Below are 24199 nucleotides of genomic sequence, written 5' to 3' on the forward strand. Positions count from 1 at the left end.
GTGGCCGAGTGCCTCGGCCACCACCCGCCCCCGCCACCCGCGAACTACGCCACGTGTTCGTCCGCCACCGTCAGCGCCGCGTCCAGCGCCGAGAGGCCCTCCTTGGCCTCCGATTCCGTGATGTTGAGGGCCGGGACGACGTGTGTGCGGTTCATGTTGATGAAGGGCCACAGGCCGTTCGCCTTGGCGGCGGCGCCGAACGCCGCCATCGGGGCGTTCGCCTCACCGGCCGCGTTGTACGGGACGAGGGGCTCGCGCGTGGAGCGGTCACGTACGAGCTCCAGGGCCCAGAACATGCCGACGCCGCGCACCTCGCCCACGGACGGGTGCCGCTCGGCCAGGTCGCGGAGGGCCGGCTCGATGATCTCGGAGCCGAGCTTCGCGGCGTGGGCGACGATGCCCTCCTCCTCCATCACGTTGATCGTGGCGACGGCCGCCGCGCAGGCCAGCGGGTGACCCGAGTACGTCAGGCCACCCGGGTACGGGCGCTTCGCGAACGTTTCGGCGATGGCCCCCGAGATCGCTACGCCGCCCAGCGGGACGTAACCCGAGTTCACGCCCTTCGCGAAGGTCAGGAGGTCCGGCGTCACGTCGTACAGGTCGGCCGCGAACCACTTGCCCGTACGCCCGAAGCCCGCCATGACCTCGTCGAGGATGAAGACGATGCCGTAGCGGTCGCAGATTTCGCGGACGCCGGCGAGGTAGCCCTTCGGCGGGAGCATGATGCCCGCCGTGCCCGGCACCGTCTCCAGGATGATCGCGGCGATGGTCCCCGGGCCCTCGAACTGGATCGTGGATTCCAGGTGCTCCAGGGCGCGGGCGCACTCCTGCTCCTCCGTCTCCGCGTAGAAGCGCGAGCGGTAGAGGAAGGGGGCCCAGAAGCGGACGACGCCGGCGGTGCCGGTGTCGCTGGCCCAACGGCGCGGGTCGCCGGTCGCGTTGATGGCCTGCTGGGTGCCGCCGTGGTACGAGCGGTACGCGGACAGGACCTTCGGGCGGCCCGTGTGCAGACGGGCCATGCGAAGGGCGTGCTCGACCGCGTCGGCGCCGGCGTTCGTGAAGAAGATCTTGTCGAGGTCGCCGGGAGTGCGCTCGGCGATGAGGCGTGCGGCCTCGGAGCGCGACTCGATGGCGAAGGCCGGGGCGAAGGTCGTCATCTTCCCGGCCTGCTCCTGGATCGCCGCGACGACCTTCGGGTGCTGGTACCCGATGTTCGTGTAGACGAGGCCGGAGGTGAAGTCGAGGTAGCGGTTTCCGTCGTAGTCCCAGAAGTAGGAGCCTTCGGCGCCGGCGACGGCCAGCGGGTCGATCAGCTCCTGTGCCGACCAGGAGTGGAAGACGTGCTTGCGGTCCGCGGCCTTCACGGCGGCGCCGACCTGGGGATTCGGCTGAGGGGTCATGGGGCCGAGGGTAAATGCGCGATGCACCGGCACACCATCGGCGTCCTGTCTGTGGGACGCCGTCGAACCCGACAACCTGTCGCCCCGCCCCGGCCCCGCACCATGACGCCCGCTGTGACGCCCGCTTCAGGACCCCTCCTGAGCTGGTTTTAGCGTGGCGTTAGGAAACCGTCGGGCAGGCTGGTCCGCATGAGACAGCCGATCGCGCACCGCTGGCGCAACGTAGCCGTGACCGCGGCCTGGGTCGCCGTGGGAACGGCCGCGGGCGCCCTCGGCGCCTGGCAGCTTGCGGGCACCGACGCGAACGCCGGGACCGGCAGCCACGGACATCCCCTCGACGACGCGGCGGTGCACCGCGCCCTGGCGTCGGCGCAGGCGTCGACACCCCGCGCCGACACCTCCTCCGACGCCCCGGCCCCCGCCGACCAGCGCCGCACACTCCGCTTCACGGGCGGCTCCGCGACGGTCGAGTGCGGGGCGGACGGCAGCGTCTACCTGGTGTCGTGGAGCCCGTCGGACGGCTACGAGATCGATGACGACGACGTCGTACGCGGACCCGGCCGCGTGGCCCGCCTCGAGGCGGAGCCCTCCGACGACGATGACGGCCCCGACCGGCACTACGAGATCCGGTGCGCGGCCGGCTCCGGCACGCCCAAGGCCGTACTGGTCCCCGACCACGACGATGACGACGACTGACGCCGGGACGACGACCGACACCGGGACGACGACCGACACCACAAGGACCCGGTCGGGGGCCCTCCGAAGCACCCACTTACGGTGATCAAATGCCCCATCTCCTCGTCGTCGAAGATGATCCCGCCCTGCGGAACGCCCTGGTCCGCGCCCTGCGCGACCGGGGCCACGCCGTCGCCACCGCGGCCACCGGCATGGCCGGCCTCGACGCCGCCGTCACCGACCGGCCCGATCTGGTCGTGCTCGACCTGGGCCTGCCCGATGTCGACGGCGCGCAAATACTGCGGATGCTGCGCGCGGTGAGCGACGTACCGGTGATCGTGGCGACGGCCCGCGACGAGGAGGGCGAGATGGTCGCGGTGCTCGGGGACGGGGCCGACGACTACATCGTGAAGCCGTTCGGCGCGGCCCAGTTGGACGCCCGGATCAAGGCGGTGCTGCGCCGCCTCGGGCTGCCCGGTGACATCGACGAGCCGCTCACGGTCGGCGGACTGGTGATCACTCCCGCCTCCCGAGAGATCACGCTCGACGGGCAGCCGCTCGACCTGACCCCCCGCGAGTTCGACCTCCTCGCTTATCTCGCCCACCGCCCCGGCCAGGTCGTCTCGCGCCGTGAACTGCTCGCCGAGGTGTGGCAGCAGCCGCTGGGCGGCGCCGACAAGACGGTGGACGTCCATCTGTCGTGGCTGCGAAGGAAGTTGGGCGAGTCGGCCCAGTCGCCGCGCTATCTGCACACCGTACGCACGGTGGGTGTGAAGCTGATGGCCCCCGAGGCCGGGGACGCCTCGTAATGCGCCGCACCCTGCTGCTGCTCACCGCCGCCACCACCGCCCTCGTCCTGACGGCGCTGCTCGTCCCGCTGACCCTGCTCACCCGCAGCCACGCCGCGGACCGGACGACCGCGGAGGCGACGGCCCGCGCCCAGTGGGTGGCCGCCGCGATGGGCCCCACGCTGCACAGCGCGAACGAGCGGGCGGGCGCGGAGCAGGCGGTGGAGAGCGTCAACTCGCCCTCCCAGCCCGACACTTCCCTTATCTTCGCCGACGGCAGGGTGATCGGCGCCCCGACCGCCGTCACCGACGCCGTACGCCTCGCGAGGGCGGGGCGCGCGTTCACGTACGAGCCGCCGGGCGGCGGGCGGCAGGTCCTGGTGCCGGTGCAGGGCGCGGAGGGCGGCACGGCCGTCGTCCAGGTCAGCCTGACCAACCGGGAGCTGTACGACGGGGTGCTCTCGTCGTGGCTGACGCTGGCCGGTATCGGGCTCGGGCTCGTACTCATCGGGCTGCTGCTCGCGGACCGTCTCGGGGCGCGGCTCGTCGGGGCGACGCGTGCGCTGGCCGGGACGGCGGACCGGCTCGCCGGCGGTGATCTGACCGCCCGCGCCGAGCCTCAGGGGCCGCCGGAGCTGCGCTCCGTGGCCGCCGAGCTGAACCATCTCGCCGCCCGCATCGACGAGCTGCTCACCGCCGAGCGGGAGAACGCGGCGGACCTCGCGCACCGGCTGCGCACTCCCGTCGCGGCGCTCCGCCTGGACGCGGAGGGGCTGCGGGACGCGGAGGAGGCGGAGCGGATCGCGGCGGGGGTCGCGTCGCTCGAAATGGGCGTGGACGAGGTCATCCGCAAGGCGCGCAAGCCGCTCCGCGGGGTGGCGGGGGTGGACCTCGCGGCGGTCGCCCGTGACCGGGCGGCGTTCTGGGAGCCGCTCGCCACGGACCAGGGGCGGGAGTTGGGCGTCTCGGTGCCGGACATGCCGGTTCCGGCTCCCGTGCCGGAGGACGAACTCGTCGCGGCGCTCGACGCGTTGATCGGAAACGTGCTGGATCACACCCCGCAGGGGGTCGGCTTCCGGGTCTCCGTCCGGGCGGAGGGCTCCGCCGTGGAGCTGGTGGTCGCGGACGACGGGCCCGGTATTCCGCCGGAGTCCGAGGAGCGGGGCTCCTCCGGTGGCGGCTCCACGGGCCTCGGCCTCTCCATCGTGCGGCGCACGGCGGAGGAGACCGGGGGAACGGTCTCCTTCGGAAACGGGGGGCCGGGGGCGACGGTCACGTTGCGGTGGCATTGACCCGTACCGGGATTGCGGCCTCGGGGCTCTGCCCCGGACCCCGCTGCTCAATCGCCGCAGGGGCTTGAATGGTGCCGCTGAATCGCCGGCGGGGCTGGGCAAATTCAGCCCCGCCGGCGATTGAGGCGCGGGGTCCGGGGCAGAGCCCCGGGACCGCAACGCCAGTGCCGACTCACACGGTCGAAGGCCTCGGGAACGCCTCCCGCACAGCCCGCGTCCACCGGTTCACGCCCAACTCCGGACGCAGCGCAGCGTATCCGCCGCAGTACTTCGTGAACTCGGCCGCCCGCACGCCGAATCGGTGCAGCATCCGGTCCGCCTCGGTCAGCGACCCCCGCGTCTTCGTCTCCACGAGGACAAGCCCACCGTCCGCCCGGACCGTCCGCCCGTCGGAGAGATCCCGGACCACGAGCCCGGCGTCACACGTGATCCGCTGCCCGTCGGCGACGAACGTGGCGCGCTGGTAGTCCGTGACCAGCGAGGGGGCCAGGCCCTCCGGCGCCTCGATCCCGTACGCCCCGCCGAGCACACCCGCGAGAAAGCCCTGCTGCGCGGCGTCGAGCGGACGCTCCTCGCCCTCCAGCCTGCGACGGTGCTTGACGGTCTCGCCCCGCCCGTTCTTGAGCTTGATCTCGAACTGCCGCTCCCCCGTGTCCTGGTAGGTGCGCTCCCGGATCTTGTAGCGGAGCCGGCGCCCCTGCCGGTGGTCGTGATAGGTGCGCAGGTCGGCGGTGTCGTAATAGGTCGATCTGTACGAGAACCAGCGCCGGCCGTTCACGGAGAGCGAGCGGAAGGGGCCCTCGGGGCGCCGCGGGTCGGTCAGCAGCGCCGCGAAGTCCTCGAAGACCTCCACCGGCACCAGATAGCTGTTGTCGTAGCGGGCCAACAGCTCGGCCCTGTTGTTCAGTTCGTCCAGCGACAGCGGCTTGGCGGCGAGTGCGGCGCGCCCGATGGCGCGTACGGCGGGGATCACACGGTCTCCTGGTGATAGGCGGCTGCGGTCTTCGTCGTACTGCGAGGCTCATGACGCTCATGAGCACCCCTGGGGGTACGAGAGGTACGTATGGGCTCCTCCGATCGTTCCCGTGCCTCCGGCTGGCGGAATCTGACTTCCACGACCATCAAGTCGCGTACGTAGTCGATCTCCCGCACGGTCCAACCATGCGGCTGCCCCAACCGCCTCGCCAGTTCGGCCCGCAGCGCGTCCTCGTCGACGTACACGGCGTCGAGGGTGACGACGGCCCGGCGGTCACGGGCGTAGAGGCGCGGATGGTCGGCTATGTAGACGACCACGAGCAGCAGCGCGGCGAGCGCGGCGGTCACTCCGAGGCCGAGTGCGCGCAGTCCGCACAGCAGCCCGAGGACCAACGTGACGAAGTAGTACGCCACTTCCTGGTGCCGCAGCGCGTCCGAGCGCAGCCGCACGATCGACAACACCCCGAACAGGCCGAACCCCAGGGCGAGACCGCCACCCTTGCCGACCTCGCCGAGCGCGGCGACGACCGCGAACAGGGCGACGTTCAGCGCGAGATACGCGGGCACGAGCTCGCGCCTGCGGTGCCGCGGGTAGAAGATGCCGAAGGTCAGCAGCGTCACGGCGAACAAGTCGAGGCCGAGATGGGCGCCGAGCTCCGCCATAGGTGGGATGTTGTCCATGCCCCAGACGCTACGAACGGCCAGGTTAACGCCGCGCTTGGTGACGGTTAACGATCCGCGCGGACGTACCCGCGTCACACATCGGCGTCACGTACCCGCGTCAACGTACGTCGACGAACGGAACCGTTGAAGCCGCGAGGACCCTCTCTGTCGTATGTCCGCATTATTCTCAGTTCGTTGCACACATACCGGGGGAGGGTGGCGCGACATGGAGGGTATGCAGAGGATCGGCGCGTATCGACTGCTCGGCCGGCTCGGCGCGGGCGGCATGGGCGAGGTGTATCTGGCGCGCTCGGAGCGCGGTCGCACGGTCGCCGTGAAGGTCGTACGTGAAGAGCTCGCCGAGCAGGAGGAGTTCAGGAACCGGTTCCGGCAGGAAGTGGCGGCCGCGCGGCGGGTCGGCGGCGCGTGGACGGCTCCGGTGCTCGACGCGGACACGGACGCGGAGATTCCCTGGGTGGCGACCGGGTACGTGGCGGGGCCCAGCCTCCAGCAGGTCGTCTCGCACGACTACGGCGCGCTGCCCGAGCGCTCGGTGCGCATTCTCGCGGGCGGCCTCGCGCACGCGCTCAAGGACATCCACGCGGCGGGCATCGTCCACCGCGACCTCAAGCCGTCGAACGTGCTGATCACCATCGACGGTCCACGCGTCATCGACTTCGGCATAGCGCGCGCCCTGGAGTCGGTGACCGACGGCGGGCTCACCCGCACCGGGGCGCTCGTCGGCTCGCCCGGTTTCATGGCGCCCGAGCAGCTGCGCGGCGACCGGATCACCCCTGCGTGCGACGTGTTCTGCCTGGGGTCCGTCCTCGCGTACGCGGCGTCGGGGCAGTTGCCGTTCCGTACGTCCACCAGCGGGGTGCACGCCCTGATGTTCCGTATCGCGCAGGAGCCGCCGGAGCTGGACGGGCTGCCGGAGGGGCTGCGGGACCTCGTACGCGAATGTCTGCACAAGCAGCCCGGCGACCGCCCCACGCTCGACGAGATACTCGAACTGACCGGCGCCGACGACACGTTGGGCGACGAGGGTCGCACCCGCGATCCCTGGCTGCCGGGCGCTCTAGTGGCCCAACTCGGGCGGCACGCCGTGAAGTTGCTCGACACGGAGGACCCGGAGCGCACGTCCCGGACTCCCTCGCCGGCGCCGCCACCCGACACTCCGACGAGCCCCGACCCGGCGCCGCCACCGCCCGGTACTCCCGGCCCGCCCGGCGCGGGCTCGCTGAACCACCTGCCGACCGTGGTCTCCCACGAAGCCCCGGCGCCGCCCGCACCCGCGCCGCAGTACGGCTACCCGCACCCCTCCCAGCCCCAGCCGCTCCCGCAGCCGCCCGCCTACGGCCAGCCACCCGGAGGTTGGGGCCAGACTCCGGCCTACGGCCCGCCGCCGCCCGTGCCCCCGCGCCGGAACCGCTCCACTCCGGCGCTCATCGTGGTCGCGCTGATCGTGGCGCTCGGGGCGGGCGGGTCGGTGTACGCCTTGATGAACGGCCAGGACAAGCCGGCTGGCCGGGCGGACGCCAAGGTCTCCCCCACGTCGGCGACCTCCGCCCCGGTCTCCCCTGCCGCGTCCGCCCCGGACTCCCCGGACTCCCCGGACTCCCCGAGTCAGGAGGCGTCCTCGCCCCCGGAGGAGTCCCCGCAGTCCGCCGCGGGTGACATACCGACCGGGTTCCTCGGCACGTGGGAGGGCACGATCGACAACGCCAACGGCCACCACTCGCGCAGCATCACGCTCCAGCAGGGCGCGTCCGGCGACACGGTCTTCTCCCTCACGGCGGACGGCTACCAGAAGGACGGCTCCCCCTACCACTGCGTGTTCCAGGGCCAGTTGGAGTCGGCGACGTCCTCCACGGTCCGGATCGGCCCCACCGACCCGACGATCGCGCAGCCGAGCGGCGCCTGCGACCCGGGCGAACCGAGCACGATCACCCTCACCACGACCGGTGGGCTGAGCCGCGCCATGTCGGGGGGCGAGGCACCGCTGACGTACGACAGGACGGGCTGAGCACGGAGGGCAGGGGCGGAACGCGAACGCCCCGGCCCGCCGAAGCGGACCGGGGCGCGAAAGCCGGTGAGGGCTTACAGGAACGAGTTGACCTGGATCGTCTCGTCGCGGCCGGGGCCGACGCCGATCGCCGAGATCGGGGCGCCGGACATCTCCTCCAGCGCCTTCACGTACGCCTGCGCGTTCTTGGGGAGGTCGGCGAAGGTCTTGGCCTTCGTGATGTCCTCCGACCAGCCCGGCAGGTACTCGTAGACCGGCTTCGCGTGGTGGAAGTCGGTCTGGGAGTACGGGAGCTCCTCGACGCGCTTGCCGTCGATCTCGTACGCGACGCAGACCGGGATCTGCTCCCAGCCGGTGAGCACGTCGAGCTTCGTCAGGAAGAAGTCGGTGAGGCCGTTGACGCGCGTCGCGTAACGGGCGATCACCGCGTCGAACCAGCCGCAGCGACGGTCACGGCCGGTGGTGACACCGCGCTCGCCACCGATGCGGCGCAGGTCCTCGCCGTCCTGGTCGAAGAGCTCGGTCGGGAACGGGCCGGCGCCGACACGCGTCGTGTAGGCCTTGAGGATGCCGATGACGCGGCTGATCTTCGTCGGGCCCACGCCCGCACCCGTGCAGGCGCCGCCCGCGGTCGGGTTCGAGGAGGTGACGAAGGGGTACGTGCCGTGGTCGATGTCCAGGAGCGTGCCCTGGCCGCCCTCGAAGAGCACGACCTTGTCCTCGTCGAGCGCGTCGTTGATCACCAGGGTGGTGTCGGCGACGTAGCCCTTGATCTTGTCCGCGTAGCCGAGGAGCTCCTCCACCACCTGCTGCGCCTCGATGGCGCGGCGGTTGTAGAGCTTCGTGAGGAGCTGGTTCTTGACCTCGAGGGCCGCCTCGACCTTCTGGGTGAGGATCGACTCGTCGTAGAGGTCCTGGACGCGGATGCCGACGCGGTTGATCTTGTCCGCGTACGTCGGGCCGATACCGCGCCCCGTGGTGCCGATCTTCCGCTTCCCGAGGAAGCGTTCCGTCACCTTGTCCACCGTCACGTTGTAGGGCGTGATGATGTGCGCGTTACCGCTGAGCAGGAGCTTCGACGTGTCGACGCCGCGCTCGTTCAGACCGCTCAGCTCGGAGAGCAGGACCGACGGGTCGACGACGACACCGTTTCCAATGACCGGCGTGCACTCCGGCGAGAGGATTCCGGAAGGGAGGAGATGCAGCGCGTACTTCTGGTCGCCTACGACAACCGTGTGGCCGGCGTTGTTGCCGCCCTGGTAGCGCACTACATAGTCCACGGATCCACCGAGCAGGTCGGTGGCCTTTCCCTTGCCTTCGTCACCCCACTGAGCACCGAGCAGCACAAGTGCGGGCACAGGCGTACACCCCTTCCGGGCGGGGCATGTCCAAGGTCAGGGGCTGTGGCCGCGGCTGTGCGGCATGCCTTTGTGAGCCTTGGGGTGCCCCGGAATAGACGAAGCCCCTGGCGCAATAGCGCAAGGGGCTCTTGCACAAAGATGCTACCCGAGGAAGCGAGGCAAGGCCGAGGTGGCGGCTTTGGATCATCCATCTGACCGTGCGGACGACGCGAGCGGGAGGCTGTCACGGCAGCTTCTGGTGATCGTCGATCCGGTCGCGATGCGTGCCGACGGGGAGTCCGTGCGCATCGCCAAGGACGTGTTGTGTGCGGGTTCGACGGCGAAGGTGTGCCTGCCGGAGGGCCCCGCTGATTTTGCGAAAGTGCTGGCCAAGCGGGGTGTGAGACGGCCCGTCGTGGTCGGCGACGACCGGGCGCTGCTGCGTGCGGTGTCTTTGCTGCACCGGGAGCGGGAGCTGGCCGGGGCGGTGTTCTCGATGGTGCCGGTGGGGGCGGCGGTGTCGCTCGCGCACTCCCTGGGCGTGCCCGCGGGGACAGTGGAAGCGGCGCGCTCGGCGCTCGACGGGGCGCCGCGGCGGCTCGATCTACTGGTGGACGACAGCGACGGGGTGGTGCTCGGGGGCCTGAGCATCCCGCCGATCGCGGATCCCTCGGACTCGGGGCCGCAGGACGGCCGCCACTGGTGGCGGACGTGCGGCTCGCTCGTCCGGAACCTCGCGGCGCGCTCGCCGCTCGGCGCCGAGGGGGACGAGGCGCCGGCCGCGCGGTTGCGGATCGAGGTGGACGGGGCGACGCTCGTCGACCTCGACCAGCCGGTGCGGGGAGTTTCGGTGTCGCCCTCCGCCGGGGACGGGCTCGCGCGGGTGGAGGTGCGGAGGGATGGGGCGGGGCCGGTGTGTGTGCGGGCCCGTACGGTCACGGTGACCGGGACGGATTTCCGGTACCGGGCGGATCAGGTGACGATCGGGGGGCCGGTGCGGAGGAGGACGTGGTCCGTGCGGGCTCGGGCGTGGGGGTTGGCGCTGCCGTGACCGTTGACCGGCGCCGGGGTTGCGGACTCGGGGCTCTGCCCCGGACCCCGCGCCTCAAACGCCGGCGGGGCTGGATTTGCCCGGCACCGCTGCTCGGTCACCACAGAGGCTTGATTGGCTGCCCGGGCCGCCGGTAAAGCCTAGTCCAGGTCCAGCGTCTTCCGGTGTTCGCGCCAGCGGGCCATCACCTCGGTCATCTCGCTCTGCACGAAGTCGAAGAACGCCAGCGTCTCGTAGATGCGGCGGCCCGCGGGGGTGTCCTCGCCGAGGCTGTCCACGCCCTCCTTGAGCGTGCCCCGCCAGCGGTTCAGGACGCTGTCGCGGTTGGTCAGCGCCTCGTACCACTGGTTGCTGTGGACCCGGAAGAGGTCGCGCCGCGTTCCCGGCTCGCGTTCGCGCGTGACCATGTGCTGCTGGGTCAGGTAGCGCACCGCCCCGGACACCGCGGCCGGGCTGACCTGGAGCTGTCCGCCCAGTTCGGCGGAGGTGAGGGCGCCGGAGTCGGAGGCGAGGAGGGCCGCGAAGACGCGGGCGGGCATCCGGGTCATGCCGGCCTCGACGAGCTCGGCGGCGAAGCGCTCGACGAACCGGGAGCGGGCCTCGTCGGCCGCCCGTGCCTGCGTCTCGTCCATGCCCTGCGCGCCCATGTCCCGATCCTCTCCCCTTGCCCGGTCTGCGACGTCAGTTTATACGCTTCCTTAACTTCACAAGTTTGTGAAGTGCGCGTAGCTTCAAAAGCATGACGAAGGCAATCACGGTCTCCGGACTGCACAAGTCGTTCGGCAGGACCCACGCGCTCGACGGTCTCGACCTGGATGTCGAGGCCGGAGAAGTGCACGGTTTCCTCGGGCCGAACGGAGCGGGGAAGTCCACCACCATCCGCGTCCTGCTCGGCCTGCTGCGCGCCGACTCCGGCGCCGTCCAGCTGCTCGGCCGCGACCCCTGGTCCGACGCCGTGGAGCTGCACCGCAAGGTCGCGTACGTACCGGGTGATGTGACGCTGTGGCGCAACCTCAGCGGTGGCGAGGTCATCGACCTCTACGGGCGGCTTCGCGGCGGGCTCGACAAGAAGCGCAAGGCCGAGCTCATCGAGCGCTTCGAACTCGACCCGACCAAGAAGGGCCGCACGTACTCCAAGGGCAACCGGCAGAAGGTGGCCCTGGTCGCCGCGTTCGCCGCGGTCGACATCGACGTGCTCATCCTCGACGAGCCCACCTCCGGCCTCGACCCGCTGATGGAGGACGTCTTCCAGTCCTACGTCGAGGAGGCCGCGCGCGAGCACGGGCGGACGGTGCTGCTGTCCTCGCACATCCTCAGCGAGGTCGAGGAGCTGTGCGACCGGGTCAGCATCATCCGCAAGGGCGTGACCGTGGAAAGCGGTTCGCTCGCTGAGCTGCGGCATCTGACGCGGACCAGCGTCACCGCCGAACTCGCGGGCGAACCGGGCGGGTTGGGCGACCTTCCCGGTGTGCACGATCTCGACGTCCAGGGCAAGCGAGTGAAGTTGCAGGTCGACACCGACAAGCTGGACGCCGTCCTGCGCTCGCTCGCCGAGTCCGGTGTGCGCTCGCTGACCAGCACGCCGCCCACCCTGGAAGAGCTGTTCATGCGGCACTACCAGGACGACGTGGCGGACGTGCAGAGCGACAACGAGAAGGAAGCGGTGTCGCGATGACCACGCTGACCTCCGCGTACGCGCCGCGCACCGGCGGCGCGCGGCACCTCGCGGGCACCGGGACGCTGCTCAGGCTCGCGCTGCGGCGCGACCGCGTGATGATGCCCGTATGGATCGCCATCACCGCGGTGATGGTCGTGTCGATGCCGAACTCGCTGGAGTCGGTGTGGCCGACGGCCGCCGAGCGGGCCGACATCGCGGCGTCCATGAACACCAACAGCTCGATGCGCGCGATGTACGGGCCGGTCTTCGACGACTCGCTCGGCGCGCTGACGGCGTGGCGCGTGGGCACGTTCGCCGCCGTCTTCGCCGCGATCATGAGCCTGCTCATCGTCGTGCGGCACACCCGCGACGAGGAGGAGAGCGGGCGGCAGGAGCTGGTGTCGTCGGCGATGGTGGGGCGGCGCGCGCCGCTGACCGCCGCGCTGCTCACGGCCCTCGTGGCCAACGGCGTGCTCGCGCTGCTCATCGCCGGCGGGCTCGCTTCCCAGGGCGGCTCGGGGGCCCTCGCCCTCGGACTCGCCGTCGGCGGCTGCGGGATGGTGTTCGCGACGATGACGGCGATCGTCGCCCAGTTCACGGAGAGCGCGCGACTCGCGCGCGGCGCCACCTCGGCGGTGCTCGGTGTGGCCTTCGTGCTGCGCGCGGCGGGCGACTCCGGCACGAACGACGGCTCGTCCCCGCTGACCTGGATCTCGCCGATCGGCTGGGTCGAGAACGTCCGCGCCTTCGCCGACGAACGGTGGTGGGTGCTCGGGCTGTTCCTCGCGGCCGTCCTGATCCAGGGCGCGGTGGGCTACGGTCTTGCCGGGCGGCGCGACATCGGCATGAGCTTCCTGCCGACCCGGCCGGGACCGGCGAACGGACGCCTCGGCACGGCGGGTTCGCTGGCCTGGCGGCTGCAACGGGGCAGCGTGATCGGCTGGTCGATCGGGTTCCTCGCGGCCGGTGTCGTCTTCGGCGGGATGACCGAGGGGGCGGCCGACCTGGTCGGCGACAGCGAGAACACCATGGAGATCATCGAGCGGATGGGCGGCCAGTCCGGCATCACCAACGCCTTCCTCGCCACGATGGTCGGCATGCTCGGGATGGTCGCCGCGCTCTACATCGTGCAGGCGGTGCTCCGGCTGAACAGCGAGGAGACCTCGCAGCGCGCCGAACCGATCCTCGCGAACGCGGTGGGCCGGATCGCCTGGGCCGGCGGCCACCTGGTGATCGCCTTCGCGGGAGCCGCGCTCATCATGCTCCTCGGCGGTGTCGGCCTCGCGGTCGGCTACGGCCACGAGTTCGGCGCGGTCATCGGCGCCTGCCTGGTCCAGCTCGCCGCGATCTGGACGCTCGGCGGGGTGGCCGTGCTGCTGTACGGGGTGTGGCCGCGGGCGGCCGTCGCCGCGTGGGCTGCGGCGGGGGCGGCGCTCCTCATCGGCTGGATCGGCCCGGCCCTTAAGCTGCCGCAGTCGGTCATGGACATCTCCCCGTTCGGCCACTTGCCGAAGCTGCCGGGTGGGGACATGGCGTGGGGCCCGGTGCTCGTGGAGGTGCTGCTCGCGGCGGTGTTCGTGGGCGTGGGCCTGGTCGGACTGCGACGGCGGGACATGTCCAACTGACGGTGCCGTCACAGCTCCACGGCAAGCCCCTCAAGACCCCGGATGACGAAGTTCGGCTTGCGCTGTGGCTCCGACGCGAGCCGCAGCGTCGGCGCCTGCGTGAGCAACGCCCGCATGGACGCGGCAAGTTCGATGCGGGCGAGCGGGGCGCCGATGCAGTAGTGGATGCCGGCCGAGAAGGAGATGTGCGGGTTGTCGGGGCGGGTCAGGTCCAGGCGGTCCGGGTCGGTGAAGACCGCCGGGTCGTGGTTGGCCGAGCCGAAGAGGAGGGCCACCTCCGATCCTGCCGGGATCGTGGTGCCCGCGACCTCGATCTCGTCGAGCACCCAGCGTTCGAAGAGCTGGAGCGGGGTGTCGTAGCGCATCAGCTCCTCGACCGCGGTGGGGATCAGGGAGTGGTCCGCGCGCAGGGCCGCCAGCTGTTCGGGATGGCGGAACAGGGCCCACCAGCCGTTCACGGTCGCGTTGACCGTGGCCTCGTGTCCCGCGTTGAGGAGCAGGACGCAGGTGGAGATCATCTCCTGCTCGGTGAGGCGGGCCGGGCGGGTGCCGTCCTCGTCGTCGTGGGCGGCGATGAGACCCGAGATGAGATCGTCGGTGGGGCGTGCGCGGCGGGCCGCGATCAACTCCCGTAGATACTCGGTGAATTCGAGCGACGCGGTGACCGCCGCCCGCGCCGTCTCCTGCGAGGGGCTCAGCTCGTACATCCCGCAGATCGCCGCCGACCACGGCCGCAGCGGCGCCCGGTCCGACTCGGGGATGCCGAGCATCTCGGCGATGACGGCCACCGGGAGCGGTTCGGCGACGGCCGTGAGCAGATCGCCGCCGCCGTCCGCGACGAGCCCCGCGACCAGCTCGACCGCCAACTTCTCTACGTAGGGCTGGAGTTGCTGCACCGTACGCGGCGTGAACGCCTTCGACACCAGGCGGCGGATGCGCGTGTGGTCCGGGGGCTCCAGGTCGAGCATGCCGTGGTCGTTGAGGGTGTGGAACGGCTCGTGCTCGGGCGGCGGGGCCGTGCGGCCGAAGTCCTCGTGGGCGTAGCGGTGTTGGTAGGTGCGGCCCAGGCGGCGGTCGCGCAGGAGCGCCGAGACGTCGGCGTGGTGCGGGATCAGGTACTGGTTCGAGGGCTCGAACCAGTGCACCCGGCCGGCCTCGCGCAGGGCCGCGTAGGCCGGGTACGGGTCGGCGACGAAGGCCGGGGACCAGGGGTCGAAGGCAGCGGCGTTCATGCGCGGACGTTAGCCCCGCTCAGCCCGGCGTGACCAGACGTGCCTCGTACGCGAACACCGCCGCCTGCGTCCGGTCGCGCAGCCCCAGCTTCACCAGGACCCGGCTCACATGCGTCTTGATCGTCGACTCGGCGACCACGAGCCGCTCGGCGATCTCGATGTTCGACAGGCCCTGCGCGATCAGGACGAGCACCTCCGTCTCCCGCTCGGTCAGCTCCCCGTACGCGCCCGTCTGCCGCCCCACAGGGAACCTCGACGTCTCGGACAGCTTGGCGAACTCGGTGATCAGGCGGCGGGTCACGGTCGGCGCGAGGAGGGCCTCGCCGCTCGCCACCACCCGTACGCCGTCGGCGAGTTCGCGCGCGGAGGCGTCCTTGAGGAGGAATCCCGAGGCCCCGGCCCGCAGCGCCTGGTACACGTACTCGTCCAGGTCGAAGGTGGTCAGGACGAGCACCTTCGTGCCCGCGTCCGCCGCGACGATCTCGCGGGTCGCCTCGATGCCGTTCAGCTCCGGCATGCGGATGTCCATCAGGACGACGTCGGGGCGGAGTTCGCGGACCTTGGCGATCGCCTCCACTCCGTTGACCGCCTCGCCGACGACCTCGAAGTCCGGCATGGCGTTCAGCAGGACCGAGAAGCCCTCGCGGACCATCATCTGGTCGTCGGCGACCAGCACCCTGATCACGCCTCGTCCTCCGTCCCGGTGGCCACGGCGCGGGCGACGGGGATGAAGACCGTCACCTCGTACCCGCCGTCGGCCGTCCCCTCCGCCGTCATCTCGCCGTCGAGCATGGAGACACGCTCACGCATCCCGGTGAGGCCGTGTCCCGCTCCGGGGCTCGGCTTGACCAGCCCGGTCGAAGGGCCGTTGACGATCCTGAGGCCGAGGCCCCCGAGGACGTACGACACCTCGACCGCGGCCCCCGAACCCGGCGCGTGCCGCAGCGCGTTGCTCAGCGCCTCCTGCACGATCCGGTACGCCGACAGCTCGACGCCCTGCGGGAGTTCACGGGCCGCGCCCGTCACCGTCCGCGTCACGGTCAGGCCCGCCTCCCGCACGTTCTCCAGAAGCCTGTCGAGGTCGGCGAGCGTGGGCTGCGGGGCGTCGGGCGCCTCGTAGTCCTCGGCCCGTACGACACCCAGGACGCGGCGCAGCTCGGTGAGGGCCGCCACCGCGTTCTCCCGGATCGTGACGAAGGCCTGCTCCAGCTCGGGCGGCGGGTTCTCGACGCGGTAGGGCGCGGCCTCCGCCTGGATGGCGACGACCGACATGTGGTGCGCCACCACGTCGTGCAGTTCGCGCGCGATGTTCGTGCGCTCCTCAAGCAGCGTGCGCCGGTCCCGCTCGACGGCCGTGACCGTACGCTCCTGGACGACCTGGCGCCGCGCGGTGCGGTTGACGTGGACGAGCGCGACGATCCCGATCCCGATGCCGGAGAGCACCGCCATCGGGACGGCGATGCCGCCGTCCAGGCCACCGAAGACCGCCGCGGAGAGCAGCGCGTACAGCGTGGACAGGGCCCACATCCAGGCCGCCGTACGCGGCCGGGTGCGCGCCGCGACCACCATCATCACGATCGTGTGCCCCATGAGGCTGCCGGCCGACCACGGGTAGAGGTCGTCGCTCGTCACCCAGACCAGGACGGGGGCGACCGCCAACGACAGCCACCAGGCGAGGATCGGGCGGAGCAGGGTGAGCGCCACGGGGACCGACACCATCAGCCCGGCGACGAGGGCGTAGATGCTGTCGTCGAGGGCGCCGTAGCTCGCCATGCCCGTGATCAGCGTGAGCCCGGCCAGGCCGAGCACGACGGCGTGCGGCAGCAGCCCCAGGCGCTTGCGGAAGCGGTCGGGGAACTGCCGGGCCCACGGCCCGTCCGTGCCCGCCCGCGGCATCGGCCGGTACGCGAGCACCCCCCGGAACAGGTCCTCGCGCAGCCCCCGCAGCGCCGACTTCGCGAGATTGATCTCAGGGCTGTGCTCGCGTGGGCCCTGAATGATGGTCGTGTCGGTCATGACACTCACGGTAGGACGCGGGTGCACCGCCCCGCGTCCGTACGAAGGAGGGTTCGGCGGCGTCCGTCGCAAGGACTAGACGACCGAGGGGGCGCGGTCACCAGGCCAGTTGCGCAATCTCCTCCGCGACCACCGCGCAGGCGTCCGCCGCCGGGTCGATCACCGGGAAGTGGCCGACCTCCTCCAGGAACGTGACGCCCACGACCTCGCCGGCCTTCGCCGCCGCGTCCGCGTACGCCTCGGCCAGTTCGAACGGCACGGTCGTGTCCGTACGCCCCTGGACCAGGGTCGTCGCGACGCCGGTCGGCAGCAGTTCCACGGGGTCCGCGTACGGGCGGCGCTCGTCGAACAACTCCCGCATCCCGCCCAGGAACTGGACGCACGCGCCGTCGCAGACCCCCAGCTCCTCGGCGAGCACGAAGCCCGCGAGCGGGGCGATGGCGACGACGCCGCGCAGCGCCGCCGAGTTCGGGGTGCGCCAGGGCGCGCCCTCCGGCAGCACGTGCCGGGCCCCCGCCCACAGCGCGAGCTGGCCGCCCGCCGAGTGCCCGGTGACGACGGTGCGGCGCGGGTCGGCCGACGGCAGGTGCTCGGCGGCGAGCGCGGGCATCGCGTCGAGCGCGGTCGCCACGTCGTCGAAGGTCTCCGGCCAGCGCCCCGCGACGGGCCCCTCGGCGCCCTGATGAGGCACCGCCGTGCCCGGTCCCCGCCGATACTCGACGTTGGCGACGGCGAACCCACGCCTCGCGAGGAAGTCGCAGAACGGGGTCAGGTACTGACGGTCGTACGGCGCCCGCCACGCGCCGCCGTGCAGGACCACGACGAGCGGGGCCGCGGTCGCGCCGTTCCTCGGGGCGTAGAAGTCGACGATCTGATCCGGGTGATCGCCGTACGCGGCGCTGACGTCCGGCGGCACGGCAGGGTGCGAGAAGGCCGACGCCTCCTCCGCCTCCTCGCGGGCGGCGCCGGACTTGTCGGGGTCTGGCATGCTCCAACCTCTCGACGTCGTGCGGAACTTGTGGTTACGGGTATGCGGACGCTACCAGGCCCGTGACGTGCGTCAACACGTACAGTGACCGCACAAACGGTTCCTTCGTTCCGTTACCCTGGCGGTCATGAGCAGCGAGCAGAGCGCCGCGTCCACCGATGCGCCCGAACCCGGCACGCTCCGTCCCGGCGGGCGCACCGCCCGTGTCCGCGCGGCGGTGCTCGACGCGGCGGGCGACGTCCTCGCCGAGCACGGCTTCGACCGGCTCGACCTGGGCGACATCGCGCGGCGCGCGGACGTCGGCAAGACGACGGTGTACCGGCGTTGGGGCTCGCCCACGGGCCTCGTCGCCGACCTCCTCGACCAGATGGCCCAGGAGTCGCTCCCCCGCACGGAGACGGGCACCCTCCACGGCGACCTGACCGCCAACGCCCGCCTGGTGCAACGCACGTTGGCGGACGCGCGGCAGGGCCCCCTGTTCCGCGCGGTCATCGCCGCGGCCGCCTGCGACGAACGCACGGCATCGTCCCTCGCCCACTTCTACGAGGTCCGGGTGGCCGAGTGGTCCCCCTGCGTGGAACAGGCGGTGTCCCGCGGCGAACTGCCGTCCGGCACGGACCCGTCCGAGGTCATCCGCGCGGTGTCCGCGCCGCTGTACTACCGCCTGCTGACGACGGGGGCCGCCCCCACGGAGAGGGACGCGGAACGCGCGGTGGCGGGGGCTGTCGCGGGGGCGGTGGCGGGGGTTTATGTGGGGTGAGGGGGGCGGGGTGGCTCGGCGGGGTGGGTCGGCGGGGCGGCTCGGCGGGGTGGGTCGGCGGGGTGGGTCGGCGGGGTGGGTCGGCGGGGTGACCGATGGGCCGAACGCCGCACACCGGGCCACCGGGCCACCGGGCCACCGGGCCACCGTATGGGCCGAACGGACATCGGGCCGCTTGCCCGCCCATCTCCCACCCACCCGCCCCCTCCGGGGGCTCCGGCCCGAAGCCTCCGGGCCCGGCCGTCCCGGCCCACACCGGGCTGATCCCTGCCGCCACGCACGGCTCCCCACCCGTGGCGATCGACCGCCACCGCCGTGAACAGTCCCCGCGAACCACGGCTCCCCACCGGTTTGCGAACGACCGCCGCCACCTCGGGCAGCCCCCGCTAACCATGGCCCGCACCATTTGCGAACAACCCCCCGCCGCCTCGGACAGCCCCCGCGAACCACGGCTCCCTACCCCTTGCGAACGACGCCGCCCCCGCCATGGGCAGCCCCACCAACCACGGCTCCCCGCCCGTCACGGTCGACCGCCGCCGCCTCGGGCAGGCCCCGCCAACCACGGCCTCCCACTCGCTGCGAACGACCACTACCGCCACGGGCACCCCCGCCAACCACGACTCCCCACCCCTGACGGCCGACCCCGCCCCCGCCTTGGGCGAACCCCGCCAACCGCGGCTCCCCACCCGTTGCGGTCGGCCGCACGCGCCTTGGGCAATCTGCCGCAGGCACGGCTCCCCCGCCATTGGCGGTCGACGCCACCCCCGCCTTGGGCAATCTGCCGCCTGGGGCGGCAGGGTGGGCAAGGCGGCACCCCGGTGCCGCGCACCCAACACCACAGGCGCCGACCCCGGCAGAGCACAGCCCCTGCGCCGCGCAGCCATCCGAACAGGCGCCGCCCCGGCACAGCGCCCGGGCCCCGGACGGGCCGACGCCCCTGGAGGGGGCGGGCGGGTGGGAGATGAGCGGGCACCGGGGTCACCGGAAAGCGCCGGGGCCACCGCAAAGCACCGGCACCACCGAAAGCACCGGTGCCGCGCACCCACCACCGCACCGACAGCCGCCACCCCGCCCGCACGACGGCCGGGACCAACCGCACCCCGCCGCACGGTGGCCGGAACCAACCACACCCCGCCCCCACGGCGGCCGGCCCCACCCACACCCGGCCACCGAAGCGGGTGACGCTAGGACAGCTCCCGCGCCAACACCCGCGCCGCCCCCTCCACATCCACGAAGGACAGGTACAACGGCGTAAAGCCAAAGCGCAGAACATCCGGCGCCCGGAAGTCCCCGACGACCCCCGCCGCGATCAACCGCCCCATCACCTCCCCCGCATCCGCACACCGCAACGCCACCTGACTCCCCCGCTCCCCGTGCGCCCCCGGCGTCACCACCTCGACCCGGCCCCCGGGAACGTACGCCTCGACGCACTCCACGAAGAAGTCCGTCAACGCAAGGGACTTGGCCCGCACCGCGTCGACCGAGACATCGGGGCGCGCCCACACCTCAAGGGCCGCCTCCAACGCCAGCATCGACAGGATGTCCGGCGTACCGACCCGCCCTCGTACGACCCCGTCCGCGGCCTCGTACTCGGAACGCATCCCGAACGGCTCGGCGTGCGAGTTCCAGCCCGGCAACGGCGAGTCGAAGGCAGCCTGGTGCTCGCGCCGCACATACAGATACGCGGGTGAACCGGGCCCCCCGTTCAGGAACTTGTACGTGCAGCCGACGGCGAGGTCGACCCCGTGCGCGTCGAGCCCGACCGGCAGCGCGCCCGCACTGTGGCACAGGTCCCACACCGAGATGGCCCCCGCGCCCCGGATCGCCGCCGTCAGCGCCGTCAGGTCGTGCAGCCGCCCGCTGCGGTAGTCGACGTGATTCAGCAGCACCGCCGCCGTACGGGACGAAAGCGCCCCCGGCACCTCCCCCGGCTCCACGGCCCGCACCGAACAACCCGTCATCCGCGCCGCGGAGGCCGCGATATAGCCGTCCGTGGGGAACGTGGCAGCGTCGACAAGAATCTCGTCCCGCCCGACCTCCGGCCCACCCGACAACCGCACCGCACCCACAAGTGCCTTGAAAACATTGACACTTGTGGAGTCGCCAACCACCACCTGCCCGCTGCCCGCGCCCACGAGCGGCGCGATCAGATCGCCGATCCGCTCGGGCGCGGTCCACCACCCCGACTCGGTCCAGGACCGGATCAGCAACTCGCCCCACTGCCGCCGGACGACGTCATCGACCCGCCCCGGAACGTTCGCAGGCAACGCACCGAGCGAGTTCCCGTCCAGATAGACAACCGCGTCATCCAGAACGAACTCCCCCCGCACACCCGCGAGTTCATCCTTCGCATCCAGCTCACGCGCCCGCTCGTACAGATCAGACATGAGACCTCGCCGTCCACAGCTCGGGGAACACGTTGCCGCGCGCCCGCTTCTCCAACCACGCCACACCGGCGGAGCCCCCCGTGCCCGCCTTCGCGCCCATCGCGCGCCGCGTGGCCACCAGGTGATCGTTGCGCCAGCGCCACACCAGCTCGGCGACATCGGTCAACGCCTCGCCCAGACGGGCGAGTTCATCGTTCTCGTCGCCCGCGTACAGGCGCGTCCACACCGCCTCGACCTCCGCCGACGGCTCGTACTTCTTCGACACGTCACGGTCGAGCACGGCCCGCGGCACGGCGTGCCCGCGCCGGTGGAGCAGCCGCAGCACCTCGTCGTACAGGCTCGGCTGGTGCAGCGCCTTCTCCAGCTCGGCGTGCACCCGGGGCGCGCCGCGGTGCGGCACCAGCATCGACGCCGACTTCTCGCCGAGCAGGAACTCCATGCGCCGGTACATCGCCGACTGGAATCCGGAGCCCTCGCCGAGCGCGGACCGGTACGAGTTGAACTGGGCCGGAGTGAGCTGCGCCAGCGGCCGCCAGGAGTCGTTCAGCGCCTGCAACTCCCGTACGGAGCGCTTCAGCGCGGCCACGGCGGTCGGCACGTCATCGGCGGACAGGGCCCGCGAGGCGGTCTCCCACTCGTGCACGATGACGGTGAACCACAGCTCCATGACCTGGGTCGTGACCAGGAAGACCATCTCGCCGGGATCGTCCGAGCGCAGGTGCTGGAGGTGGGTGAGGACGTCGGCCTGGACGTAGTCCTCGTAGGGCGTGGTGCCCGCGAAGTCGAGATGCGGGGTGGCGGGGACTTCCGCCTCGTGATCCGCGTCGTGGGACATCGCTGTCTCCTGTTGTACTCCGGGTAGCGGTCCGCCCTGCCGTTACCGACACGGGGCCCCGGTCCCCACGGGCATCCTCCGCAATCGTCCCCGGAAACGGCAAGGCCCGCCTGGTCACAATGGACCGGGCGGGCCTCACAGCACCACAAAACCTCAGGTCAGCGTCTGCGCCGCCGCCTCCGAGGAGTCCTTCAGGAACTGCGTGCAGCGCTCGTACTCCTGCTGCTCACCGATCTCGCCCGCGGCCCGCGCGAGGGCGTGCAGCGCGCGCAGGAAGCCGCGGTTGGGCTCGTGCTCTCAGGAGAACGGCGGAAGTTGTCCCCGTAACTCGTCTTGACCTGGGAGGGTCTGAATATGACCGAGCAGGAATGGCTGGACAGCGTCGCAGCCCAGTTGCCCGAACGGGACATCGAGTGGGTACTGGACCTCGCCAGAATCTGTTCCACGGAATGGGCGGGCGACAAGGCCCCGACAGGCGAGGCACCTGCCACCGGCGCCTCCGAGTAGCGCACAAGAGGACGGTCGGGTGTCGACCGTCTCGACGGCGCACACGTCGAACTCTTCGCGGGTGAAGCTGTTGACCATGGTCACCTGCCCTCACAGCAATTGAGGTACACGCAGTTCGCAGTCGCCGTCATGACCTGACGGCAAGTTGGCGAACCCTGCTCCCGGCTCGCCTCAACGGCACGCTCAAACTGACCAGCCCGCGACATCCATGGCGACATAAGTAACGGGACTGCCAGGCAGTCCGGCGACCCGCCGAGTCCTGTCGAGGGGCCGAACCGCGAAGCGGCATGCCGAACCGCTCATCGGTCGATACCACCTACCTACCGTCCATTTTGTCCGCTGTGTACACTTACATCTTTAAACAGCCATTTGCTGAGTTTTGCGTTCCCTGAGGTTGGTTCCGCGCACGCCCGGCGATCATGCGACGAGAAGGGGAGACGCATGCACACGACTGAAGAGCGCTCGAAGGTCCAGTTCGAGCCCATTCGGCCCGCCTCCCGGTCGCGCCGCGCGGTCGCCTTCGCCCTGGGGGCACTGGTGTGGATCGCGGCGGGCTATCTCGCGATCGCTTTGCTGGGGCACACGCACATCGTGGTCCGGCTGCTGCTCGTCACTGCGGTCTCGTGCGTCGCCTTCTCGCTCCTCCTGGCCTGGGGCATGGCACTCAGGAGCCGAGAGGAGCGCCGTGAAGCTGCTTGACCTCGTTCTGATCTTTCTGGCCTTCTACCCCGTGGTCACCGGGGCCGCGTGGATCGCGGGCGGCGTCATCTTCCGGCTGCGCGAGGAGCACCCCGAGATCGTGGAACCACCGGGCGGCTGGCCCGGCGTGACCGTCCTGGTCCCCGCCTACAACGAGGAGATGGTGATCGCCCGCTGTGTCGAGGCGCTGCGCGCGGTGGACTACCCGAACCTCGAAGTGCTGATCCTCAACGACGGCTCCAAGGACACCACGGTCGCCACGGCCGAGGCGGCAGCAGCCGGTGACCCACGGATCTCCGTGTGGGACGACGGGGTCAACCTGGGCAAGGCCGACCGGCTCAACGACGGAATGCGCCGGGCCCGGCACGGCCTGGTGATGGTCACCGACGCGGACACCCATCTGCACCCCCTGGCCATCAAACACCTCGCCGCCGGGATGGCCCGCTCGCCGCGCTACGCCGCGTTCGCCGGCAGCCCCCGCGTCACCAACCGCCGCGGCGTCATCACGACCATGCAGATGCTGGAGACGGCCTCTTTGATCGGCCTGATGCGTCGCACCCACGGCCTCGCCGGACACGTCGGCACCGTGGCCGGGGTCCTCGGCCTGTTCCGGCGCGACGCCGTGCTCGAGGTCGGCGGCTACGACCCGAGCATGGCCACCGAGGACATCGAACTCACCTGGCGGCTCATGGAAGCCGGCTACCTGACCGGCTTCGCACCCAACGCCCTCGTCGGCATGCAGGTGCCACAGGACATCCGGGGCATCTGGGCCCAGCGCACCCGCTGGGCCCGCGGCCAGGGAGAAGTGCTGCGCACTCACCTGACCACGGTCCTGCGACCACGCAACGCCCGCCTGTGGCCGATCGCCATCGAAGCGCTGCTCTCCTACGTGTGGGTGGTGCTGATGCTGTGCACCACGGTCTACAGCTGCGTGCACTACCTGATCGCCCCGCAGGACGCCCACTTCAAGGCACTGCTGGCGTGGGGCCTGGGCATCGCGGTCATCGCTACCATCCAGGTGAGCGTCGCCGCCCTGGTCGACCTGCACCTCGACCCGAAACTCCCGTACGCGTTGCTGCTGCTGCCGCTCTATCCGCTGGCGTACTGGACCATCAACGCCCTGGCGGCGATCCGCTCTCAGACCCCGGGCCTCGTGCGCGGGCCCCGCAAGAAGCGGGTCGTGTGGGACCTCGCCCGCAGCTCGACCTGACGCCTACAAGCGGCCGAACAACCGAAGCCGGCGGCGGCTTCGTTGGGGTCGGGGGCGGGCCAGCCCCGCCGGT

At 71.4% G+C, this 24199-nt stretch carries 22 protein-coding genes and 1 pseudogene; 11 read left to right on the top strand and 12 right to left on the bottom strand.

Features of this window, described 5'->3' with window-relative positions; all coding sequences use genetic code 11:
* Positions 1-44: 44 nt before the first annotated feature.
* Positions 45-1400, bottom strand: coding sequence for an aspartate aminotransferase family protein (locus tag OG746_RS04030; RefSeq protein ID WP_266711585.1), 1356 nt, complete (start codon positions 1398-1400; stop codon positions 45-47).
* A gap of 189 nt (positions 1401-1589) precedes the next feature.
* Here OG746_RS04030 and OG746_RS04035 point away from each other — a divergent pair, with 189 nt between their 5' ends.
* The 3 genes from OG746_RS04035 to OG746_RS04045 all read left to right on the top strand — a co-directional run bounded on the left by OG746_RS04035 (position 1590) and on the right by OG746_RS04045 (position 4155).
* Positions 1590-2096 carry a hypothetical protein gene (locus tag OG746_RS04035; RefSeq protein ID WP_266711587.1) on the top strand — a complete coding sequence of 169 codons (507 nt, stop codon included), beginning with the start codon at positions 1590-1592 and terminating at the stop codon, positions 2094-2096.
* Between the two features lie 89 nt (positions 2097-2185).
* On the top strand, positions 2186-2884 hold the full coding sequence (locus OG746_RS04040; protein ID WP_266711589.1) for a response regulator transcription factor: 699 nt from the start codon (positions 2186-2188) through the stop codon (positions 2882-2884).
* Positions 2884-4155, top strand: coding sequence for a sensor histidine kinase (locus OG746_RS04045; RefSeq protein ID WP_266711591.1), 1272 nt, complete (start codon positions 2884-2886; stop codon positions 4153-4155). The genes OG746_RS04040 and OG746_RS04045 overlap by 1 nt, the downstream gene beginning before the upstream one ends.
* A gap of 172 nt (positions 4156-4327) precedes the next feature.
* Here OG746_RS04045 and OG746_RS04050 read toward each other — a convergent pair whose 3' ends face one another.
* Both OG746_RS04050 and OG746_RS04055 read right to left on the bottom strand, forming a co-directional pair.
* Positions 4328-5128 (bottom strand): polyphosphate polymerase domain-containing protein, encoded by an 801-nt coding sequence (locus tag OG746_RS04050; protein WP_266711593.1) that lies wholly within the window; start codon positions 5126-5128, stop codon positions 4328-4330.
* Complete coding sequence (locus OG746_RS04055; RefSeq protein WP_266711595.1) at positions 5125-5811, bottom strand: DUF4956 domain-containing protein; 687 nt, start codon at positions 5809-5811, stop codon at positions 5125-5127. Before OG746_RS04055 ends, OG746_RS04050 begins: the two co-directional genes overlap by 4 nt.
* A 217-nt stretch (positions 5812-6028) precedes the next feature.
* On the opposite strand from OG746_RS04055, the gene OG746_RS04060 reads away from it, so the two are divergent.
* Complete coding sequence (locus OG746_RS04060) at positions 6029-7819, top strand: serine/threonine-protein kinase (RefSeq protein WP_266718701.1); 1791 nt, start codon at positions 6029-6031, stop codon at positions 7817-7819.
* A 74-nt stretch (positions 7820-7893) separates the two neighbouring features.
* Here the strand turns inward: OG746_RS04060 and OG746_RS04065 are convergent, their stop codons facing one another.
* Positions 7894-9177, bottom strand: coding sequence for an adenylosuccinate synthase (locus tag OG746_RS04065; RefSeq protein WP_266711597.1), 1284 nt, complete (start codon positions 9175-9177; stop codon positions 7894-7896).
* Positions 9178-9439: 262 nt separating this feature from the next.
* Between OG746_RS04065 and OG746_RS04070 the strand changes: the two genes are divergently transcribed.
* Positions 9440-10210 carry a diacylglycerol kinase gene (locus OG746_RS04070; protein ID WP_266718703.1) on the top strand — a complete coding sequence of 257 codons (771 nt, stop codon included), beginning with the start codon at positions 9440-9442 and terminating at the stop codon, positions 10208-10210.
* A gap of 140 nt (positions 10211-10350) precedes the next feature.
* Here the strand turns inward: OG746_RS04070 and OG746_RS04075 are convergent, their stop codons facing one another.
* Positions 10351-10857, bottom strand: coding sequence for a GbsR/MarR family transcriptional regulator (locus OG746_RS04075; RefSeq protein ID WP_266711599.1), 507 nt, complete (start codon positions 10855-10857; stop codon positions 10351-10353).
* A gap of 92 nt (positions 10858-10949) precedes the next feature.
* Between OG746_RS04075 and OG746_RS04080 the strand changes: the two genes are divergently transcribed.
* Both OG746_RS04080 and OG746_RS04085 read left to right on the top strand, forming a co-directional pair.
* On the top strand, positions 10950-11885 hold the full coding sequence (locus OG746_RS04080) for an ABC transporter ATP-binding protein (protein WP_266711601.1): 936 nt from the start codon (positions 10950-10952) through the stop codon (positions 11883-11885).
* Positions 11882-13492 (top strand): ABC transporter permease, encoded by a 1611-nt coding sequence (locus OG746_RS04085; RefSeq protein WP_266711603.1) that lies wholly within the window; start codon positions 11882-11884, stop codon positions 13490-13492. Before OG746_RS04080 ends, OG746_RS04085 begins: the two co-directional genes overlap by 4 nt.
* An 8-nt stretch (positions 13493-13500) precedes the next feature.
* Here OG746_RS04085 and OG746_RS04090 read toward each other — a convergent pair whose 3' ends face one another.
* From OG746_RS04090 to OG746_RS04105, 4 genes are all read right to left on the bottom strand, one after another.
* On the bottom strand, positions 13501-14724 hold the full coding sequence (locus tag OG746_RS04090; RefSeq protein WP_266711605.1) for a cytochrome P450: 1224 nt from the start codon (positions 14722-14724) through the stop codon (positions 13501-13503).
* Positions 14725-14743: 19 nt separating this feature from the next.
* Positions 14744-15409, bottom strand: coding sequence for a response regulator (locus OG746_RS04095; RefSeq protein ID WP_266711607.1), 666 nt, complete (start codon positions 15407-15409; stop codon positions 14744-14746).
* Positions 15406-16740, bottom strand: a complete 1335-nt coding sequence (locus OG746_RS04100; protein ID WP_266711609.1) for a sensor histidine kinase — start codon at positions 16738-16740, stop codon at positions 15406-15408. The genes OG746_RS04095 and OG746_RS04100 overlap by 4 nt, the downstream gene beginning before the upstream one ends.
* 97 nt (positions 16741-16837) lie before the next feature.
* Positions 16838-17728, bottom strand: a complete 891-nt coding sequence (locus tag OG746_RS04105) for an alpha/beta hydrolase (protein ID WP_266711611.1) — start codon at positions 17726-17728, stop codon at positions 16838-16840.
* Positions 17729-17855: 127 nt separating this feature from the next.
* Here OG746_RS04105 and OG746_RS04110 point away from each other — a divergent pair, with 127 nt between their 5' ends.
* Entirely contained in the window at positions 17856-18488 is a 633-nt protein-coding gene (locus tag OG746_RS04110) for a TetR/AcrR family transcriptional regulator (RefSeq protein WP_266711613.1), read from the top strand.
* A 1184-nt stretch (positions 18489-19672) separates the two neighbouring features.
* Here OG746_RS04110 and kynU read toward each other — a convergent pair.
* The 3 genes and pseudogenes from kynU to OG746_RS04125 form a co-directional block, all read right to left on the bottom strand.
* Positions 19673-20875 (bottom strand): kynureninase, encoded by a 1203-nt coding sequence (kynU, locus tag OG746_RS04115; protein ID WP_266711615.1) that lies wholly within the window; start codon positions 20873-20875, stop codon positions 19673-19675.
* Positions 20868-21710: a tryptophan 2,3-dioxygenase family protein gene (locus OG746_RS04120; protein ID WP_266711617.1), complete on the bottom strand. Its 843-nt coding sequence runs from the start codon at positions 21708-21710 to the stop codon at positions 20868-20870. Before OG746_RS04120 ends, kynU begins: the two co-directional genes overlap by 8 nt.
* Positions 21711-21863: 153 nt before the next feature.
* A pseudogene (locus OG746_RS04125) lies at positions 21864-22007 on the bottom strand (DUF3151 family protein); the annotation flags it as partial.
* Positions 22008-22064: 57 nt separating this feature from the next.
* Between OG746_RS04125 and OG746_RS04130 the strand changes: the two are divergent.
* The 3 genes from OG746_RS04130 to OG746_RS04140 all read left to right on the top strand — a co-directional run bounded on the left by OG746_RS04130 (position 22065) and on the right by OG746_RS04140 (position 24126).
* A complete protein-coding gene (locus OG746_RS04130; protein WP_266711619.1) occupies positions 22065-22217 on the top strand; it encodes a hypothetical protein in 153 nt (50 codons plus the stop codon).
* Between the two features lie 441 nt (positions 22218-22658).
* The gene (locus OG746_RS04135) at positions 22659-22916 is read left to right on the top strand and encodes a hypothetical protein (RefSeq protein ID WP_266711621.1); all 258 of its coding nucleotides are present in this window, start codon (positions 22659-22661) and stop codon (positions 22914-22916) included.
* Positions 22903-24126 carry a glycosyltransferase family 2 protein gene (locus OG746_RS04140; protein ID WP_266711623.1) on the top strand — a complete coding sequence of 408 codons (1224 nt, stop codon included), beginning with the start codon at positions 22903-22905 and terminating at the stop codon, positions 24124-24126. The genes OG746_RS04135 and OG746_RS04140 overlap by 14 nt, the downstream gene beginning before the upstream one ends.
* The last annotated feature ends 73 nt before the right edge of the window (positions 24127-24199 follow it).

The organism is Streptomyces sp. NBC_01016, from assembly GCF_026341035.1.
In the GTDB taxonomy this organism is placed as follows: domain Bacteria; phylum Actinomycetota; class Actinomycetes; order Streptomycetales; family Streptomycetaceae; genus Streptomyces.

Coding starts and splice junctions, on each gene's coding strand:
- kynU (WP_266711615.1), bottom strand. CDS start 20,875: ATGTCTGATCTGTACGAGCGGGCGCGTGAGCTGGATGCGAAGGATGAA.
- OG746_RS04080 (WP_266711601.1), top strand. CDS start 10,950: ATGACGAAGGCAATCACGGTCTCCGGACTGCACAAGTCGTTCGGCAGG.
- OG746_RS04035 (WP_266711587.1), top strand. CDS start 1,590: ATGAGACAGCCGATCGCGCACCGCTGGCGCAACGTAGCCGTGACCGCG.
- OG746_RS04040 (WP_266711589.1), top strand. CDS start 2,186: ATGCCCCATCTCCTCGTCGTCGAAGATGATCCCGCCCTGCGGAACGCC.
- OG746_RS04075 (WP_266711599.1), bottom strand. CDS start 10,857: ATGGGCGCGCAGGGCATGGACGAGACGCAGGCACGGGCGGCCGACGAG.
- OG746_RS04030 (WP_266711585.1), bottom strand. CDS start 1,400: ATGACCCCTCAGCCGAATCCCCAGGTCGGCGCCGCCGTGAAGGCCGCG.
- OG746_RS04090 (WP_266711605.1), bottom strand. CDS start 14,724: ATGAACGCCGCTGCCTTCGACCCCTGGTCCCCGGCCTTCGTCGCCGAC.
- OG746_RS04055 (WP_266711595.1), bottom strand. CDS start 5,811: ATGGACAACATCCCACCTATGGCGGAGCTCGGCGCCCATCTCGGCCTC.
- OG746_RS04105 (WP_266711611.1), bottom strand. CDS start 17,728: ATGCCAGACCCCGACAAGTCCGGCGCCGCCCGCGAGGAGGCGGAGGAG.
- OG746_RS04070 (WP_266718703.1), top strand. CDS start 9,440: ATGCGTGCCGACGGGGAGTCCGTGCGCATCGCCAAGGACGTGTTGTGT.
- OG746_RS04135 (WP_266711621.1), top strand. CDS start 22,659: ATGCACACGACTGAAGAGCGCTCGAAGGTCCAGTTCGAGCCCATTCGG.
- OG746_RS04060 (WP_266718701.1), top strand. CDS start 6,029: ATGCAGAGGATCGGCGCGTATCGACTGCTCGGCCGGCTCGGCGCGGGC.
- OG746_RS04120 (WP_266711617.1), bottom strand. CDS start 21,710: ATGTCCCACGACGCGGATCACGAGGCGGAAGTCCCCGCCACCCCGCAT.
- OG746_RS04130 (WP_266711619.1), top strand. CDS start 22,065: ATGACCGAGCAGGAATGGCTGGACAGCGTCGCAGCCCAGTTGCCCGAA.
- OG746_RS04085 (WP_266711603.1), top strand. CDS start 11,882: ATGACCACGCTGACCTCCGCGTACGCGCCGCGCACCGGCGGCGCGCGG.
- OG746_RS04100 (WP_266711609.1), bottom strand. CDS start 16,740: ATGACCGACACGACCATCATTCAGGGCCCACGCGAGCACAGCCCTGAG.
- OG746_RS04045 (WP_266711591.1), top strand. CDS start 2,884: ATGCGCCGCACCCTGCTGCTGCTCACCGCCGCCACCACCGCCCTCGTC.
- OG746_RS04110 (WP_266711613.1), top strand. CDS start 17,856: ATGAGCAGCGAGCAGAGCGCCGCGTCCACCGATGCGCCCGAACCCGGC.